Here is a 16,200-nt window from a genome sequence, read left to right on the forward strand (position 1 = left end):
AGCTAGCTGACTACGCTCTGTTATGCTAAGATGGGAATAACTCATGATTGATTCTCCTGTGTAAATGTGGTGTGGTAACTTCATTTTACACGAATCAATCATGGGCCATTTTTTTGCCTAAGCGTAGGTGTCGCACTTCATATTACAATCCGTCCTGTAAAAAAGAAATGGGATAGCCTTCTTTGCCTGACATACCAGCTACGATTAAATTTGCACTTGCTCCAATCAGAGATCCATTTCCACCAAGACAAGCGCCTAATGCCAGGCTCCACCACAACGGTTCCAGATTATTTACGCCCATGTTACCCATTTCCTGAATCATAGGGATCATTGTTGCTACAAACGGAATATTGTCCAAGAAAGCAGAGGCGATGGCACTCAGCCACAAAATCAGCATGGAACTTGCGAACAGGTCGCCTCCAGTTAACTCGATGGCTTGTTCAGCTAATTTGGCGATTACTCCTGTTTCAATTAGGCCAGAAACTAGGACGAATAAGCCAACGAAGAAAAATATAGTCGTCCACTCGACCTTGGCTAATGCCTCTTCCATTAATTTCTCTCCGGTCAAGAGGAGTAACAAGAAGGCTCCAGCTAATGCAACTGTCGCAGACTCCAAATGCAACAGCTGGTGAAGAAAGAAACCAATAATAGTCAGACCTAATACTGCTATGCACTTGAAGAGAAGGTTAGGAGCTGTTATTAACTCCTTTTCATCCAGTTTCATCAGATCACACATCAACTCAGGGGTTGTCTGAATTTGCTTGCGGAACAACCAGATAAAAAAAGGGATGTATACGAGGTTGACGATGTAAACATGAACGATTAAAATTATGTTTAGGAGATTAAACGAATGAACGATAGGGGCGGATCGTATGAGCCAGCAAACCGAGCATATTCTACAACAATTTAAAGATTGTATCCCTCTATTGGAAGTGCTGACCGATGAAAACCGTCAAGCTATTATAATGCTGTTGGCGCAGAACAAATCGGGCCTTAATGTGAATACCATTTCAGGCCATATCAATTTGTCCAGACCCGCTGTCTCCCATCATTTAAAGGTGCTGAAACAGTCTGGTTTTATTAAATCCGAAAAAAAGGGCGTAGAAAATTATTACGTATTGACTGTCCGCAAGCCGCTTGAACAACTCAAATCATTAATTCTTGCAGTTGAAGCCGAGTGCGATGGGCATCAGTAATTAAAAAGGACTACAGGAGAAAGGGCTTATTTTGCACAATCGGTTCGTTTGTTTAAACGAATAATCGTAAATGAAGTGATAATTTTATGAAAGCGATGATCATTGAGAAGTACGGGAAACAGGTTCCATTCGCAATTGCTGAACAATCAATGCCTGCTATCGGAGAACATGATGTGCTAGTGGAAATTCATGCGGCCAGCTTAAATCCTATCGACTTTAAAATTAAAGAAGGGAAAATGAAATTCCTTTTGAATTACAAGTTTCCTCTAATCTTAGGAAATGATTTCTCCGGAGTGGTAGTCAAGGTTGGTAGCCGGGTGAATACATGGAAGCCCGGCGATGAGGTTTACGGGAGACCCCGCAAAAACCGAATCGGAACATTAGGGGAATTTATTGCTGTACATGAGGATGATATTTGGCTGAAGCCGCAAAACCTAACCTTTGAAGAAGCGGCATCGATCCCGCTGATTGGACTTACAACCTACCAAGCTTTTGTGGATATTTTAAAGCTCCAAAATGGGCAAAAGATATTGATTCACGCAGGTTCGGGAGGCGTAGGAACCTTCGCCATCCAATTGGCCAAGCAGATGGGCGCTTTTGTCGCCACAACAGCAAGCGATAAAGGCTACGAATTGGTTAAATCGTTGGGGGCAGATCTAATTATTAATTATAAACAAGAGAATTTTGAAGAAAAGCTTACCGGATATGACGCTGTTTTCGATACTTTAGGCGGGGAAGCCCTGGAAAAATCATTCCGGGTACTGAAACCAGGCGGACAAATCGTATCCATCTCCGGCTTGCCAAACGCGATATCATTTCCTCTTTATGAAACCGAGCGGATCGCAATTGAAGGTGATAAAGGAATTTATGGAAGTAGGTCTCATTAAGCCTGTTATCGATAAGGTGTTTCCTTTGAAAGAGGTCGGGGATGCATTTCAGTATCTGGAAAGCGGAAGGGCAAAAGGAAAGGTAGTCATTCGAATAAAGTAATTCTAGGGAAAAGTTCAACCAATCCATAGATCAGGGAACGAAACAGCGAGCGTTCTTTCAATGGAACAGCGACAGTCTAGGGCAATATTTCTTGTCCTCGGCTGTCGCTGTTCCAATTTCTAGGCTCAGTTGAAAGGTATTAGATGGATTCCCTGGTTTTTATTTAACGCTGCAGGTGACTTAGGATTAAAGGAGTCGAGGGTTTACCTAAGATTGTTTCTTAATGCTAATGGAGAAGATCATTGGCGATAACACAGAAGTAATGATAGCGACCACAATGGCTGCATCTTGTATTCCCCTGTTAATTACCCCCAGCCTTAAACCGATCGATGTCGCAACAACGATTAGTGTCATCCTTGATGATAGGAGAAAGCCTCCAGCAAGAGCTTTTCGCATGTTTAGAATTGGTGCGAGACACATCATTGGGAGTACTTTAACGATGTAGGCTGTGGAAAGGAGAAGGGGAACCCAACTTATTGCAACGGGAGATTTTACAAAATCCTCTATATGAAAATGAAAGCCGACCATAACGAAGAAGATCGGTATGATAAAGCCGTATCCGATTCCCTCTAGCTTCTCCTTAAACGGGTGATGATCTTGGAGCTGCAGACTCGATAAAAGAAAACCGGCCAAGAAACTACCTAAAATAGGCTCTGAACCTGTCAGGTCGGTGAAGATGCCATATAAGCCAAGAATAGCTAGTAGTCCTTGCAATTGGACAGTAAAATTTTTGCGGATTTCCATTTTCCAAAACATGCTTTCCCTTAGCCTGAGAATGGTCTGATAGAAAATGACTGATAAAGGCAGGAGTAAACCTATGGAAGCCTGACGCCAAGTCAAACCAGTATAGTAAGATCCTCCTATCGTAGAGAGCACGATCATCGTTATAAGATCAGCGAGAATGGCCGATGTTAGCAGCAACTGACCGTACTGGGTATGGATGATTCCCGTTTCCTTGAGAACGGGCATTACAATTCCAAGAGAGGTTGTCAAAAGAATGAGCATCATCATCCAGGACTGTGTAGAAGGGTCAATCTGGTGTATTCGCATCCCGATCAGCAGGGCCAATATCGCACTCCCCATAAATACGAATAACCCAATGATTAAAGTATTTTGCCGTAGCTTGGTCCGCTTTTGAAAACGAAGACAGGTTAAATCGACTTCCATTCCTGACAAGAACATTAAATAGTAAAGTCCAAATTCACTTAATCCGTCCAGCCATTTTATATCCTCTTGACGAAACATTTCTTTACCGAAGTAGGAAATAACCATTCCTAAGATCAAATATGTCAAAACAGATGGAATCCGGAAAGGCTTTGTTTTACTAAGCAGTATTTGCACTGCGAATATAAAAAGAAATAACCAAAAAAGAGAGAGTAAAGGACCATTCCCCATAATAAGAAGTCACCCCATTCTTTATAAGGTATGCTAGTCCGATTCTCCATTATAACAATGAATCATTTTCTTCACGTATGCGTACCTGTTCCCAAAAGAAGAATATGATAGTGGGCACTAACTAACGGTATTTTTCTCGACCAGTGCCGGGAAGGTGAGGATTTGGAAGACAAGCAGATTTTGGACAGTAAAAGCAGGTTGATGCTGGCTGCCATCGACTTAATGGCCGAAAAAGGCTACAAGGGGGTATCGACCAAGGAAATCGCTGCAGCAGCGGGCGTCAGTGAAATGACGCTGTTCCGCAACTTTGGCAGCAAGTTCAATTTGCTGGAGAAAGCGATTGATCGATATCATTACTCGATTGAAATGACCCGGATCTTTAACGAGAAGGTCACATGGGATCTGCGGACGGACCTGCTTATGTTTAGCCAAATGTATCATGAAATCATGGACCGTAACCGCAAATTATTCCTCATCGTCTTAAGGGACGACGAACTGATCGAAATCCGCGAGAGGGCACAAAAGCATCCGCGTAAATTGCTGGAGCTGCTGACGAATTATTTTACCGAAATGCAGAGCCGGAATCGAATGATCCAGACTGATGCGGAAACACAGGCGATTACGTTTATGTGGATGAATTACGGTGCCTTTCTGACACAGCTCTTCGGGGCGTCGACGATTACAAAAGTAACCTTGCCCGAATTTATAGAGTCGAGTGTCGAGCTATTCGTGAGGGGGTTGAGTATAGATGAGCAATAAATCGTCTACATCGAACAAGGTTGTCGGTTTAACGGCTTCGACCGGCTTTCAGGTAGGGGTCCGAAGAACGCTGCCAATCTCACCAGAGCAGGCATGGGCGTACCTGACCTCTGCAGAAGGGTTGAAACTGTGGATCGGGACCGTATCGCCCCTGTCCTTTCATGTGGGGGAGACCTTTCAATCCACGGAAGGCATTTCCGGCCAATTCCGGGTCGTCAAACCGTATCAGCAGCTCCGCTTACGATGGGAGAAGCGGGAGTGGGGGGAGCCGTCCACTCTGCAAATTCGGCTGCTGTCCAATCACCCGGACAAAACGACGATCAGTTTTCACCAGGAAAGACTGGACAATCCGCTTGCGCGGGAGCAGATGAAGCTGCACTGGGAAGGGGTATTGGCCGCAATTCGGGATGCGTCAACATAAAAAAAGCGCCCTGGGAAAGGCGCTTTTTGTGTTGTTTACTTACCTGCCGAGGATGCAAGAAACTTATCCAAATAGGCTCGTACTGCCTCCGGATTGCCGGAAACACTTGCCTCACGCTCTTGGTCTTTGACCAGCTTATCCAGAGCCTGCTGCAGGATCTCTTTTTCCTGTGCTTGCGGGATCACGACTACACCGTCTGCATCCCCGACGATGATGTCTCCTGGCTGGACGCTGGTTCCGCCGCAGGAGATGGGCACATTCAGTTCGCCCCAGCCGGCTTTGCCACTGGCAGCCACCGTTGTTCCTTTGCAAAAGACAGGGAAGTCCAACTGCTTGATCCCGACGATATCCCGGATGACACCGTCTACGACGATTCCCTGTATGCCCAAGGTTTTGGCGAGACCCACAATGAAATCGCCGGCGATGGCGCGGTAGGTGTCTCCTTTTGCATCGATGACGAGGACATCCCCGGGCTGTGCCTCGCGAATGGCTTTCAGAACAGCCAGATTGTCTCCGACAGGCATTTTGACGGTAAAGGCTCTCCCGGCTAGATGGTATTCCTCTTTTAAAGGCTTGATGGAGCTATCCATGTTATGAAGTCCTTGCATCGTATCAGAAATGCAGGTGGTAGGAACACTCTGGTATTTCGCGACGATATCCGACATTGCTTCTCCTCCTTAGGGGCATGAGTGATCAAGGTACATGCATTATACGTTACGTCATGACGTGCTGAAAAATAGCTTGTGTTTATCACGAGCCATAACCAAACGAGATAATAACCAAAAGCTATGGGACCCGATTCGAAATCCGTATTTTATTTCGATACTGATCTGGATTACATTTTTTACAGATGACTCGTACTTGCCTCGCAAATAAACGTCTGTAGAAAGGACTTGATGGAATATGGCGACTTATCAATTGGGAGTGTTGTACGGAGATGGGATTGGACCGGAGATCGTCCAGTCCACAGTAGAGGTACTGCGAGCGGCAGCGGAGCAGGTAGAGGGAACCTCGTTCGATTTTATCGAGCTGCCTATGGGGTGGACAGGTATTCAAGAACACGGAGAACCTATCCCTGCGATTACTAAAGACTCGCTGGTAACCTGTCACGGATGGATTATGGGGCCGCATGATTCTTCGGCGTACCCGGCAGAGCACCAAGCGAAGAGAAATCCGAGCGGGGAGCTTCGCCATCATTTTGATCTATATGCCAATGTAAGACCGAGCAAGACGATCGCTGGTGTCAAAAGCTTGGTGGGAGAAGCCGATATGGTGATCTTTCGTGAAAATACCGAGGGCTTCTATCCGGATCGAAATATGTACGCAGGCAGCGGGGAGTACATGGTAAATCCGGAGACTGCCATCGTAACGGGAGTGTTTACGAAAAAAGCTGCCGAGAGAATCGCGCACGCCGCCTTCCGCATGGCGATGCAGCGCCGAAAGAAAGTCACGATTGTTCATAAGGCGAATGTGATCAGGCTGGGCTATGGATTGTTCCTGAATACGTGCAGAGAGGTAGGCAAGCTGTATCCCGAGGTGCAGGTAGAGGATTACCACATCGACGCAATGGCTGCGCACATGGTTCGGCGGGCGAAGGACTTTGACGTGATAGTGACGACCAATATGTTTGGGGACATTCTCTCCGACCTGGCGGGTGAGCTGGTAGGAAGCCTGGGACTGGCACCTTCGATTAACACCAACGACCATCAGGCGATGGCTCAGGCTGCACATGGCTCTGCTCCAGACATTGCAGGGAAAAACATAGCCAACCCGGTAGGAGAGCTGCTGTCTGCGGTCATGCTGGTAGATTGGCTGGCGAGCCGTCATGAGGATCACGGCCTGCATCAGCTGGCAAGGAAAGTGGAGAACGCCATCATGAAGACGATGTACGACGGTATCCGCACGCGTGATTTGGGCGGAGAGGCATCGACAACGGAATTTACCAAAGCGATTGTGGAGCGGCTATAAATTCGGGGGATGGGTTCTATGAAAACCAGGATCGGTTTGGTCCATGCGACGATGAATTCGGTTTCGCCTATGCTAGAAGCCTTTCGCACCCATTATCCCGAAGCGGAACTGGTCAATCTGATGGATGAAGGCTTGCTGCTGGCGGTGAATGAGAAAGGAGGCATCACTCCTGAAATCCTGCAGCGTTTTGAAGACCTCGTCCAAAAGGCGGTCGATTCCGGCACGGACGGAGTGCTGCTCTCCTGCTCTGTTTTTTCTCCGTATGTTCCGGCTATTCAAAAGAAGTATGCGATCCCGATTTTGAGTGTCGATGAGGCGATGCTTGCGCGTGCAGTGCTTTTGGGGGAGCGTATTGGGGTTGTCGCGACGGTGGTAACGGCTGGTCCCACCACAAAAGGGTTGCTGGAGCAGTTTGCCCAGGCGAGTGGAAAGGCTGTCCGGGTCGATGTGGAGATTGTGACGGAAGCCTTCGAAGCGCTAAAAAAGGGCGATCCAGAGCAGCATAACCGCTTGATTCAGGAGCGGGCAAAAAGGCTTGCTGAAAACGCAGACGTCCTTGTTTTGGCGCAAATCTCCATGGCGCGAGCGGCTGCGGGATTGAATGAGATCGGCATCCCGGTTCTGACAAGTCCGTTGACCAGCACCAGCTCTATCATGGAACAGATTCGGGCGAGAAAAGGGCTCGAATGAGCTGGACCAAGCGGTTTAGGAAGGGCATCGAAAACAAAGGGAGCAGTTCTTTGGCAGACAGACCGCCGAGGAACTGCTCTTTTCTTCGTCTAGATCAGGAAACCGAGGTCGCTTCTTTCCCTGTTCGTTCTTCGTTTTTTCGAAAAACGCCTCCGTATAAAAACATGGCAAGGGAAAGCGCCAGACAAATGGCTGCGAATATTCCGATCGACGCATAGCCGCCGAGCTGGACATAGAGCAGGCCAGCTAACCACGCACCGAGCGTGTTTGCCGCATTCATCGTGGAGTTGGCGAGGCTGGAAATCGTCCCGCGGATGGAGGCGTTCAGCTCAGTAAGAGCTCCCATGACAAGCGGGAAAATGATCCCGAGCGTCGCAAAAATGATCAGGTAGAGGATGGCAACGACAGATAGACTCGTCAGCTGAGGCAATAGAACGTACAAGAGGACGAGCAAAGACATGCTTGCCGTGATCGCTCTCATCGGTCCCATTTTACGAGTCACAAAGCCGCTTACCATACTTCCCAGCAGCGTACCGAAGCCAAGGCACATCATCACCGTCCCGATCTGCGCGATGGGAAGCTCGAAGCGGTCCGCCATCCATTTCCCTACGAAAGCGAAGGCGGTACCGCTCCCCAGATGGAGAAGCAGGTAAGCAAAGAAGCCACTTCTAGCCCTGCTGCTTGTGATCAGCGGAACATACCGGCTGAGAATGGATGCACGGCTGCTCCCCATGGGCACAGAGGGCTTCATGTCGGGAAGCAAAGAGAATGCGATGGCTGCCAAAAGCAGGGATAGGGCACCGATCGTCCAGAACGGAACGGACCAGTGAGCAGCTGCGAGCCAGCTTCCGATGGGTACGCCGAGCGCTTGGGCAGCGGCGAGTCCGCCAAAGGCAATGCCCATTGTTTTCGGGATGCTGGATGCGGGCAAGACCATGGGGATGGATGCCCAAACCTGGGGAGCCGTAAACGCGGCACTGACACCAGCCAGGAAGCGGAACAGACACATCGTCCAGAAGTTATCGGCAAAGCCGCAAAGAATCGTGGAGAGGGAGAAGGCGAGCAGGCCGCTGAGCATCACCGTTCTGCGGTTCCACCCGTCTGACAGCGGTCCGGCGATCAAAGCAAAGATCGCGGAGCCTAGCGTGTAGCCGCCGATCATCCATCCGGCAATTCCCGTCGATACGCCGAATTGCGCTTGCAAGGTTGGAAGCATGGGGGAAACCAGAAAAGTATCGGTGCCAATCATGAACATGATGAGAAAGAAAAGAGCGGTATATTTGCGCATGGTCGATCACTCCTCTTAAGGTAAGGTTGCTTGCTGAGTTCATCGTACGTCATAATGGTGACAGAATCTGTCATGGACTCAACGATTTACAAAAGGAGGTTGTCAAGATGCCGAAATCCAAGAGGTTGATGGAGCTGATGATGACCGTTAACAGGAAGCGGCGGTTCAAGGTGCAGGAGCTTGCCGATGAATTTGGCGTCTCCAAGCGGACGATATTACGGGACTTGCAGGAGCTGAGCGAGCTGGGGGTGCCGCTTTATTCGGAAGTAGGACCACATGGCGGCTATCAAGTGCTTCGGGAGAGGGTACTGCCCCCGATTGCATTTACAGAGGAAGAGGCCGTGTCGATGTTCTTTGCGGTGCAGGCCCTGCGCCATTACTCTTCCCTGCCTTTTGAAGCAGAATCTGCGTCGGCACTGAATAAATTTTACCTGCATATGCCTGGAGACGTTCGGGATCGGATCGACAGCATGAAAAACCGGGTCGACTTCCTTACGCCGACAAGAAGAGGAGATGCGCCGTGCTTGGCCATTCTGTTGGATGCTGCTGTTCACCAGAAGGTACTCACCGTGGAATACGAGTCGAAGGAGGAAGAGGCGAAGTGCCGCCAGATTCAGCCTGTGTGCATCTATGCGCACAACGGCTTCTGGTATTGCACGGCGTATTGTTTCCTGCGCCAGGGGTATCGCGTGTTCCGCTGCGATCGTATCCGTGAAGCGGCACATGACACATCTGGAACAGAACCACTCGAGCTGGGAGATATACGCCTGAGCAGACGGGATGCTGCGGAGCCTCGTGAGCCGATTCGACTGCGGGCACAGCTGAGCCGAATCGGAGTTCAGCGCTGTGAGGCCGAGCTGTGGCTGGCCCCCATGCTGCAGGTTCACGCGGACGGTAGTGGTACGATTGATCGGGATGTGTCCCAGGGGGATATCCCCTTTTATACGGACTTTTTCATCGGGCTGGGAGAAGAGGCGGTCTTGCTGGAGCCAAAGGAGTTGAGGGAGGCCATACGCAGGAAGCTTGGTGAGATGCTGGAGCGATACAAAGGAATCTAAACGGAAGTCGTCACTGAATCAGAAGGATGGGGGCTGGTTTGTGTTTTTCCTGCTGCAGGATATGGTCGTAAAGCATTTGATATGAGGAATAGAAGCAAGCAAAAGCAAAGAGCTCATGCACCCGCACGAGCTCTTTTTTCTATCCGGTATGTGCTCAATCGAGAACCAGTCTTCTGACTACCGACTGCATGATCCCACCGTTGCGATAGTACGCAATATCCACGACATTATCCAAGCGCACGATGACGTCAAAGAGAAACGAGCTTTTGTCTGGACGAGTGGCTTTTACTTGGATGATCTGCCCCGGTTTGAGATCATTTTGCAAGCCGATGGTTTCAAGGCTCTCATGGCCTGTGATTCCGAGAGAAGCAGCGCTTGTCCCCGCTACAAACTGCAGAGGGAGAATGCCCATTCCGACGAGGTTGCTGCGATGAATCCGTTCAAAGCTCTCCGCGATGATGAACTTCACACCGAGCAGGTAAGGTCCTTTGGCAGCCCAGTCACGAGAGCTTCCTGTACCGTACTCCTTGCCGGCGATGATTGCCAAGGGGACGCCTTCTGCTTGATAGTGAACCGAGGCATCGTAGATGGTCATGACTTCCTCGCGCGGGAGGTAGGTAGTGACACCGCCCTCGGAGCCTGGTGCCAGCTTATTGCGAATACGTGGGTTGGCAAAAGCACCGCGCACCATGACGAGATGGTTGCCTCGGCGGGAAGGATACGAGTTGAAGTCTTCCACGCCTACCCCCAAGGACTGCAAATAACGGCCTGCCGGACTTTTCGGAAGAATGCTGCCGGAAGGAGAAGCGTGGTCCGTGGTGACGGAATCGCCCAGATAGGCGAGAACACGTGCGGACGTGATTTCCCGAATGTCGGATGCTTCGATAGCCAAATCCGACAGAAACGGAGGCTGCTGGATATAAGTAGAGTCTGCATCCCATTCATAGAGCTGTCCCAGAGGAGGTTCGATGGCATTCCACTGCTCGTTGGCAGAAAGAACGTTCTGATAGCTTTTACGGAAAAGCTCAGGGCGAACTGCATGGGCAATCCCCTCCCGAATCTCAGCAGCAGAGGGCCACAGGTCCTTTAAGAAAACGGGCTGTCCCTCCTGATCGAAACCGATTGGCTCAGTGGCAAAATCAATGGTTACGGTACCTGCCAAGGCATAGGCGACGACAAGCGGGGGAGAGGCTAAATAGTTGGCTTTGACCTGCGGGTGGATACGCCCTTCAAAGTTGCGGTTGCCGGACAGAACAGCTGCCGTGACCAGATCATGCTCGACAATCGCCTGACTGACCTCTGCAGGCAGCGGGCCTGAGTTGCCGATACAGGTCGCGCATCCATATCCAGCGACATGAAAGCCGAGGGCATCCAAGCTTTTGGACAGACCTGACTCGTTCAAATAATCGGTAATGACCCGAGAACCGGGAGTCAGTGACGTTTTGACGTAGGCAGGCTTCTTCAATCCCTTTTCCACAGCTTTTTTGGCGAGGAGCCCCGCACAAATCAAAACGCTCGGGTTGGACGTATTGGTGCAGCTCGTAATGGCAGCAAGCACGACAGCGCCATGGCGAAGGGCCGTTTTTTCCCCCGACGGATGTGTCAGGTGGGACGACTTGATCAGATCAGACTCGGACAGGCCGTACCCGCCTTGATCGATAGGTGCCCGGACGATTTCCTCAAATGCTTGTTTCATAATGGCAAGCGGTACCTGGTCCTGTGGTCGTTTGGGGCCGGCCAGACTGGGAACCACCGTGGACAGGTCGAGCTCGATGACGTCTGTATAAACCGGTTCCTCGCCGTTTTCCGATACAAACATGCCTTGTGCCCGGTAATAGGCTTCAATCAGGGCTACGTGCTCTTCGGTGTGCCCGATCATACGCAGGTAGTTCAAGGTCTCCGAATCGACGGGAAAATAGCCCATGGTCGCTCCGTATTCGGGTGCCATGTTTGCGATGGTTGCCCGATCGGCTAGGCTCATGGTGCTGACGCCAGGTCCGATGAACTCGACGAATTTACCTACGACGCCTTTTTTTCGGAGGAGATGAGTGACGGTCAGAGCGAGATCGGTAGCCGTCGCCCCTTCTGGCAAAGAACCCGTGAGTCGAAAACCGACCACTTCCGGAGCGACGAAATACAAGGGCTGCCCAAGGATGGCCGCTTCTGCCTCAATCCCGCCGACACCCCAGGCGACGATGCCAAGGCCGTTGATCATCGTGGTATGAGAATCCGTACCGACAAGAGAATCGGGATAGAGAACCGTGACGCCGTCGACCTCTTTGGAAGCGACTACTGTCGAGAGGTACTCCATATTGATTTGGTGCATGATCCCAGATGCGGGAGGAATGATCCGTACATTTTGAAATGCGTTCTGCACCCAGCGGAAAAAGCGGAAGCGTTCGAAATTGCGCTCGAATTCTCTTTGCTGGTTCAAGGCTAATGCATCCGAAGTGCCAAAATAGTCGACCATGACGGAATGATCAACGACGAGATCGACGGGAATCAGTGGATTGACGCAAGAGGGGTCTCCACCAATGGCCTGCACGGTTTCACGCATGGCTGCAAGATCGACCAATGCGGGCAGACCCGTCGTGTCATGCAGCAGGACGCGAGTAGGCTTAAAAGGGACCTCTTCGTTCGGATCGCGCTGGGTTGCACTGTTGGCGAGCTTGCGAACATGCTCTGCTGTAACAGTCACCCCGTCAAACTCGCGAACCGCTGCTTCCAAAAGGATCTTCATGCAGTAGGGCAGCGACGAGATCTTGCCTATTCCTGCTTCCTCAAGTGCCTGGATTCGATAGTATCTATAATCTTGACCGTGGCCAGGAAAGGCAGTCACCGCCGCCCGGATAGCCTGTTCTAGCATTTTCATACGAGTTCACCTCATCAGATGTGTAGCGAAGCACCTGTAGTATAGCGTGAGGAAGAAAACGTGAAAAATAAGAAAACCGCATGAACAGGCATAAGAATTTTTCATGATCCGCTTATTGCTTCTGAATCCTCGAAGTCGATGCCCTCCATAAACTGAACGAATGCTTTCACGACGTTTTTCTCCAGTGACTCTTCGTGATAGAACATCCATGTATTGCGCAAAACAGGTGTGTTTTCCGAGGTGAGAAGCTCCCTTTTATAGAGATTCGGTGCATCACTGACAAACATGGAAGGCAAAATAGCATATCCCAAGCCGCTCCGCACCATTTCTTTGCAAGTATCGCCGCGATCTACCTTCATCGAAATGAGAGGCGGCTTGGTGTAGTTCTCGGCCCACCAGTTGTCGACCAAGGCTTTGAACATCTGGTCCGTCTCATAATCGACTCTCGGCAAATCAGGCAATTGCGCGAGGTCCATCTCGGTTTTGGATACGAGCAAAACCTTTTCCACAAACAGCAGCTTCTTTTGATCCGGCCAGCTGTACTCTCCACGAACGAAGCCGATATGCACGTCGCGGTTGTAGACTTTATGCAGCACATCCCTGCTAAGACCTGTCTCCACCTGAAAATCAACCAGTGGGTATTGCTCGTTGAAAAGCTTTAAAAGGGTCGGGAGCTTATATTTGGCAAAGAAGTTCGAGACCCCTAGTCGCAGAGTCCCCGCTACACTTTGCTGGAGGTTGGATACTTCCTCCTTGATTTCGCGAATCGTCGTGAGAAGCTGCCCTGCCCGTTTCGCCAGCAGCTCGCCCTCGGGAGTAAAGTGAACGCCTTTGATTCCTCTATTCACGATCTTTACGCCAAATTCGGCTTCGATCTGCATCAGCCGCTTCGTCAAGGCAGGCTGGGTCAAAAACAGGAGCTGTGCGGTCTTGGTAATGTTTTTTTGGCTATGGAGGAGATGTAGTATCTGCCAGTCGCGATCATCCATGAAAAGCGACTCCTCTCTAGGTGATATAGGCTCTCTTCAGTCATTTCTCTGGGCGAGAGGTGCTTACTGGGATGGGGGAAAGCTCTGAGAGCGGACGAAGGAGACGAACTTATCGACGATGTTCAGCTGCATGGAGGATTCCTTGTATTGCAGCCAGGTTGTCCGCTTGATGGTTTCCCCGTTTTGGCGTAGCAGCCTGATCTTGTGCAGGTCGTCCCCCTCGTTGATGAACGTCTCGGGAATAAAAGCGTAGCCCAGATCATTGATCACCATTTCCTTGCAGATGTCGTAGCTGTCTACCATGACCGTAGTAAGCGGCGGTACACTGTATCTTTCTGCCCACCAGCTGCGCATGTTGTCTTTGACCGATACCTGTGGCCGGAATTTGCTTGGGATCGGCTGCTTAATGTTGTAGCTGTACTCGATCCTCTGCAGGTTTGGCAATTCATCGAGGTCAATTTCGTGCTTGGAGATCAGACACAGATTCTCTTCCGTAATCGGATACTTGGGATCTGTCCATTTGTATTCGCCCCGAATGAAGGCGACATCCACGCTTTCCGTATCCAAAAGCTCCATGATTTTGGGGGAAGGGCCTGTATACACGTTGTAAATCACCTTGGGGTATAGCGTGACAAAGCTCTTCATGAGGGAAGGGAGATAATACCTGGCGAAAATACTTGCAGCTCCAATGCGCAGCGTCCCCTGTACATCCGAGGACATATTGGCGAGAGAGTCTTTCGCGACGCGGTATTCCGCAAGCATTTTATTGGCGAAGGAAACGAGATACTCGCCCTGCGCGGTAAATTTGATACGCTTTCCATTCTTGATCAAGATTTGCGTATCGAGTTCTTTTTCTAGCTGCTGGATCCGATAGGTGAGAGCTGGCTGCGTCATGAAGAGCCGCTCTGCTGCTTTCGTCAAATGCATCTCCTCGGCAATGTACCGAAGAATGGTAAAATCCTTTTCTTCCATGAGGGCACCTCTCTTCAAAGGGGAGGATTTGTCTCTCCAAATATTATGCGCGGTCAAACAATTAAGCAATTCTGTCAATTGTAACTCTACCACAATTGATAAGAGTTTTTTTGGAACAACTCGCGAATTTATTAATTTTACCTATCAAGAGAGGCGTCATATAATCTTCAGTAATCAGAATTTACAAAATTATACCTGCGAAGTTGGAGGCAGAAATGGAGCAAGTCTATCGCTATATTGATGAAAACAAAGAGATGTACGTACAGTGGCTGCAGGATTTATGCAAGCTCCCAAGTGTCTCCACGTATGACCAATCGATGAAAGAAACTGCGGAGGTGGTTAAAACCTATTTAACACAAGCAGGGGTGCCTACGGAGATCTTGCAAATGCCTGGCCAGCAGCCTGTAGTGTACGGTCAGACGTCTCGTGACAAAGAGAGTACGATTTCCTTTTACAATCACTACGATGTGCAGCCAGAGGACCCGATCGAGCTGTGGGAGAGCCCGCCATTTGCAGCGGAGATTCGCGAGGGCAAATTGATTGCGCGAGGCTCAGCTGACAACAAAGGCGCCTTGATGGCCCGAATCTGCGCTGTTCATGCCTATCAAAAGGTGTATGGAGGGCTGCCTGTGAACATCAAATTCCTGATAGAAGGAGAAGAGGAATCAGGCGGCAGTCGGCACATCAAGCATCTCGCAGCTACACAGCCCGAGCTTCTGCAGGCCGATCTTTGCATTTGGGAAAATGGCTTCGTCAATAGCGATGGCAGCTTTGAGGTCAAACTGGGCAACAAGGGTCTCCTTTTTGTGAAGCTCGTAGCCAAGGGAGCCAACACAGACCTGCATTCTTCCCATGCGAGCATCATCGAAAATCCGGCTTGGCGGCTCGTCTGGGCACTGAATACGCTTAAAAACGATCGTGATGAGGTTCTGATCGAGCATTTCTATGACAAAGTTGCCCAACCGACAGAGGGAGAAAAAGAGATTCTCGAGCGGATGGATCTCGAAGAAGAGGAGATGCTGGCGCGTCTGGGTCTGGATCGCTTCATCCGCGATCTGCGAGGGAATGAGCTGAGAGAAAAGCTGGTCTTTCAACCGACCTGTAATATCTGCGGGATTGAATCCGGCTATACAGGCAAAGGCTCCAAGACGGTCCTGCCATCGGAGGCGTGGGTGAAAATCGATTTCCGCCTTGTGCCCAATCAGGTGCCAAAGGAAATTTTGCAGCATCTGCGCAACCATCTGGATCGTCACGGCTTCCAGGATATCGAGATCATCGCAAACGAAGGAACGCAAGCCGCCAAAACAGATCCGGATCATCCGCTCGTAAAAAAGGTTATGAAAGCGGCTACAAAAATGAAAGGTATCCCGCCGCGAGTCATCTTGATGAATCCAGGCTCGGGACCGATGTATGCGCTCTGTCAGCAGCTGGGGATCCCTGCAATCGGCTTCGGAGTAGGCAATCCGGATTCTCGCAAGCATGCGCCGAACGAAAATATTTTGATCAAAGATTATCTGGATGGAATCAAGATGGCGGCAACCGTTATACATGAATGGGCCTAGCAGCAGAGCAAGTCTGATGAATTCATTGAGTATTCGTTCT

The 16,200-nt window shown here is 50.0% G+C and carries 13 protein-coding genes and 2 pseudogenes; 8 read left to right on the plus strand and 7 right to left on the minus strand.

Features of this window, described 5'->3' with window-relative positions; all coding sequences use genetic code 11:
- Nucleotides 1-157 precede the first annotated feature (157 nt).
- Nucleotides 158-841: pseudogene (locus EDM55_RS10075) on the minus strand (SLC13 family permease); the annotation flags it as partial.
- Nucleotides 842-872: 31 nt separating this feature from the next.
- On the opposite strand from EDM55_RS10075, the gene EDM55_RS10080 reads away from it, so the two are divergent.
- Nucleotides 873-1,196: an ArsR/SmtB family transcription factor gene (locus tag EDM55_RS10080; RefSeq protein ID WP_122960237.1), complete on the plus strand. Its 324-nt coding sequence runs from the start codon at nucleotides 873-875 to the stop codon at nucleotides 1,194-1,196.
- Between the two features lie 86 nt (nucleotides 1,197-1,282).
- Nucleotides 1,283-2,186, plus strand: a pseudogene (locus tag EDM55_RS10085) (NADP-dependent oxidoreductase).
- A gap of 207 nt (nucleotides 2,187-2,393) precedes the next feature.
- Here EDM55_RS10085 and EDM55_RS10090 read toward each other — a convergent pair.
- Nucleotides 2,394-3,581, minus strand: coding sequence for a cation:proton antiporter (locus EDM55_RS10090; RefSeq protein ID WP_122960238.1), 1,188 nt, complete (start codon nucleotides 3,579-3,581; stop codon nucleotides 2,394-2,396).
- A 162-nt stretch (nucleotides 3,582-3,743) separates the two neighbouring features.
- Here EDM55_RS10090 and EDM55_RS10095 point away from each other — a divergent pair, with 162 nt between their 5' ends.
- Together EDM55_RS10095 and EDM55_RS10100 are read left to right on the plus strand one after the other, a co-directional pair.
- Complete coding sequence (locus EDM55_RS10095) at nucleotides 3,744-4,340, plus strand: TetR/AcrR family transcriptional regulator (protein ID WP_246071129.1); 597 nt, start codon at nucleotides 3,744-3,746, stop codon at nucleotides 4,338-4,340.
- Nucleotides 4,330-4,761 carry an SRPBCC family protein gene (locus tag EDM55_RS10100; RefSeq protein WP_122960239.1) on the plus strand — a complete coding sequence of 144 codons (432 nt, stop codon included), beginning with the start codon at nucleotides 4,330-4,332 and terminating at the stop codon, nucleotides 4,759-4,761. The genes EDM55_RS10095 and EDM55_RS10100 overlap by 11 nt, the downstream gene beginning before the upstream one ends.
- 35 nt (nucleotides 4,762-4,796) lie before the next feature.
- Here EDM55_RS10100 and EDM55_RS10105 read toward each other — a convergent pair whose 3' ends face one another.
- Nucleotides 4,797-5,426 carry an RraA family protein gene (locus tag EDM55_RS10105; RefSeq protein WP_122960240.1) on the minus strand — a complete coding sequence of 210 codons (630 nt, stop codon included), beginning with the start codon at nucleotides 5,424-5,426 and terminating at the stop codon, nucleotides 4,797-4,799.
- 238 nt (nucleotides 5,427-5,664) lie between these two features.
- Between EDM55_RS10105 and EDM55_RS10110 the strand changes: the two genes are divergently transcribed.
- Both EDM55_RS10110 and EDM55_RS10115 read left to right on the plus strand, forming a co-directional pair.
- Nucleotides 5,665-6,729, plus strand: a complete 1,065-nt coding sequence (locus EDM55_RS10110; RefSeq protein WP_122960241.1) for an isocitrate/isopropylmalate dehydrogenase family protein — start codon at nucleotides 5,665-5,667, stop codon at nucleotides 6,727-6,729.
- An 18-nt stretch (nucleotides 6,730-6,747) separates the two neighbouring features.
- Nucleotides 6,748-7,419, plus strand: coding sequence for an aspartate/glutamate racemase family protein (locus EDM55_RS10115; protein WP_122960242.1), 672 nt, complete (start codon nucleotides 6,748-6,750; stop codon nucleotides 7,417-7,419).
- Nucleotides 7,420-7,513: 94 nt separating this feature from the next.
- Here the strand turns inward: EDM55_RS10115 and EDM55_RS10120 are convergent, their stop codons facing one another.
- Complete coding sequence (locus EDM55_RS10120) at nucleotides 7,514-8,707, minus strand: MFS transporter (protein ID WP_122960243.1); 1,194 nt, start codon at nucleotides 8,705-8,707, stop codon at nucleotides 7,514-7,516.
- Between the two features lie 107 nt (nucleotides 8,708-8,814).
- On the opposite strand from EDM55_RS10120, the gene EDM55_RS10125 reads away from it, so the two are divergent.
- Nucleotides 8,815-9,765 carry a helix-turn-helix transcriptional regulator gene (locus tag EDM55_RS10125; RefSeq protein ID WP_092276731.1) on the plus strand — a complete coding sequence of 317 codons (951 nt, stop codon included), beginning with the start codon at nucleotides 8,815-8,817 and terminating at the stop codon, nucleotides 9,763-9,765.
- 154 nt (nucleotides 9,766-9,919) lie between these two features.
- Here EDM55_RS10125 and acnA read toward each other — a convergent pair whose 3' ends face one another.
- The 3 genes from acnA to EDM55_RS10140 all read right to left on the minus strand — a co-directional run bounded on the left by acnA (nucleotide 9,920) and on the right by EDM55_RS10140 (nucleotide 14,598).
- The gene (acnA, locus tag EDM55_RS10130; RefSeq protein ID WP_092276864.1) at nucleotides 9,920-12,631 is read right to left on the minus strand and encodes an aconitate hydratase AcnA; all 2,712 of its coding nucleotides are present in this window, start codon (nucleotides 12,629-12,631) and stop codon (nucleotides 9,920-9,922) included.
- Between the two features lie 107 nt (nucleotides 12,632-12,738).
- Nucleotides 12,739-13,626, minus strand: a complete 888-nt coding sequence (locus tag EDM55_RS10135; protein WP_092276734.1) for a LysR family transcriptional regulator — start codon at nucleotides 13,624-13,626, stop codon at nucleotides 12,739-12,741.
- Nucleotides 13,627-13,689: 63 nt separating this feature from the next.
- Nucleotides 13,690-14,598 carry a LysR family transcriptional regulator gene (locus EDM55_RS10140; RefSeq protein ID WP_092276737.1) on the minus strand — a complete coding sequence of 303 codons (909 nt, stop codon included), beginning with the start codon at nucleotides 14,596-14,598 and terminating at the stop codon, nucleotides 13,690-13,692.
- 215 nt (nucleotides 14,599-14,813) lie between these two features.
- Between EDM55_RS10140 and EDM55_RS10145 the strand changes: the two genes are divergently transcribed.
- Entirely contained in the window at nucleotides 14,814-16,160 is a 1,347-nt protein-coding gene (locus EDM55_RS10145) for a M20/M25/M40 family metallo-hydrolase (RefSeq protein ID WP_122960244.1), read from the plus strand.
- Nucleotides 16,161-16,200 lie beyond the last annotated feature (40 nt).

It is taken from the genome of Brevibacillus centrosporus, assembly GCF_003710815.1.
Lineage (GTDB): Bacteria > Bacillota > Bacilli > Brevibacillales > Brevibacillaceae > Brevibacillus > Brevibacillus centrosporus.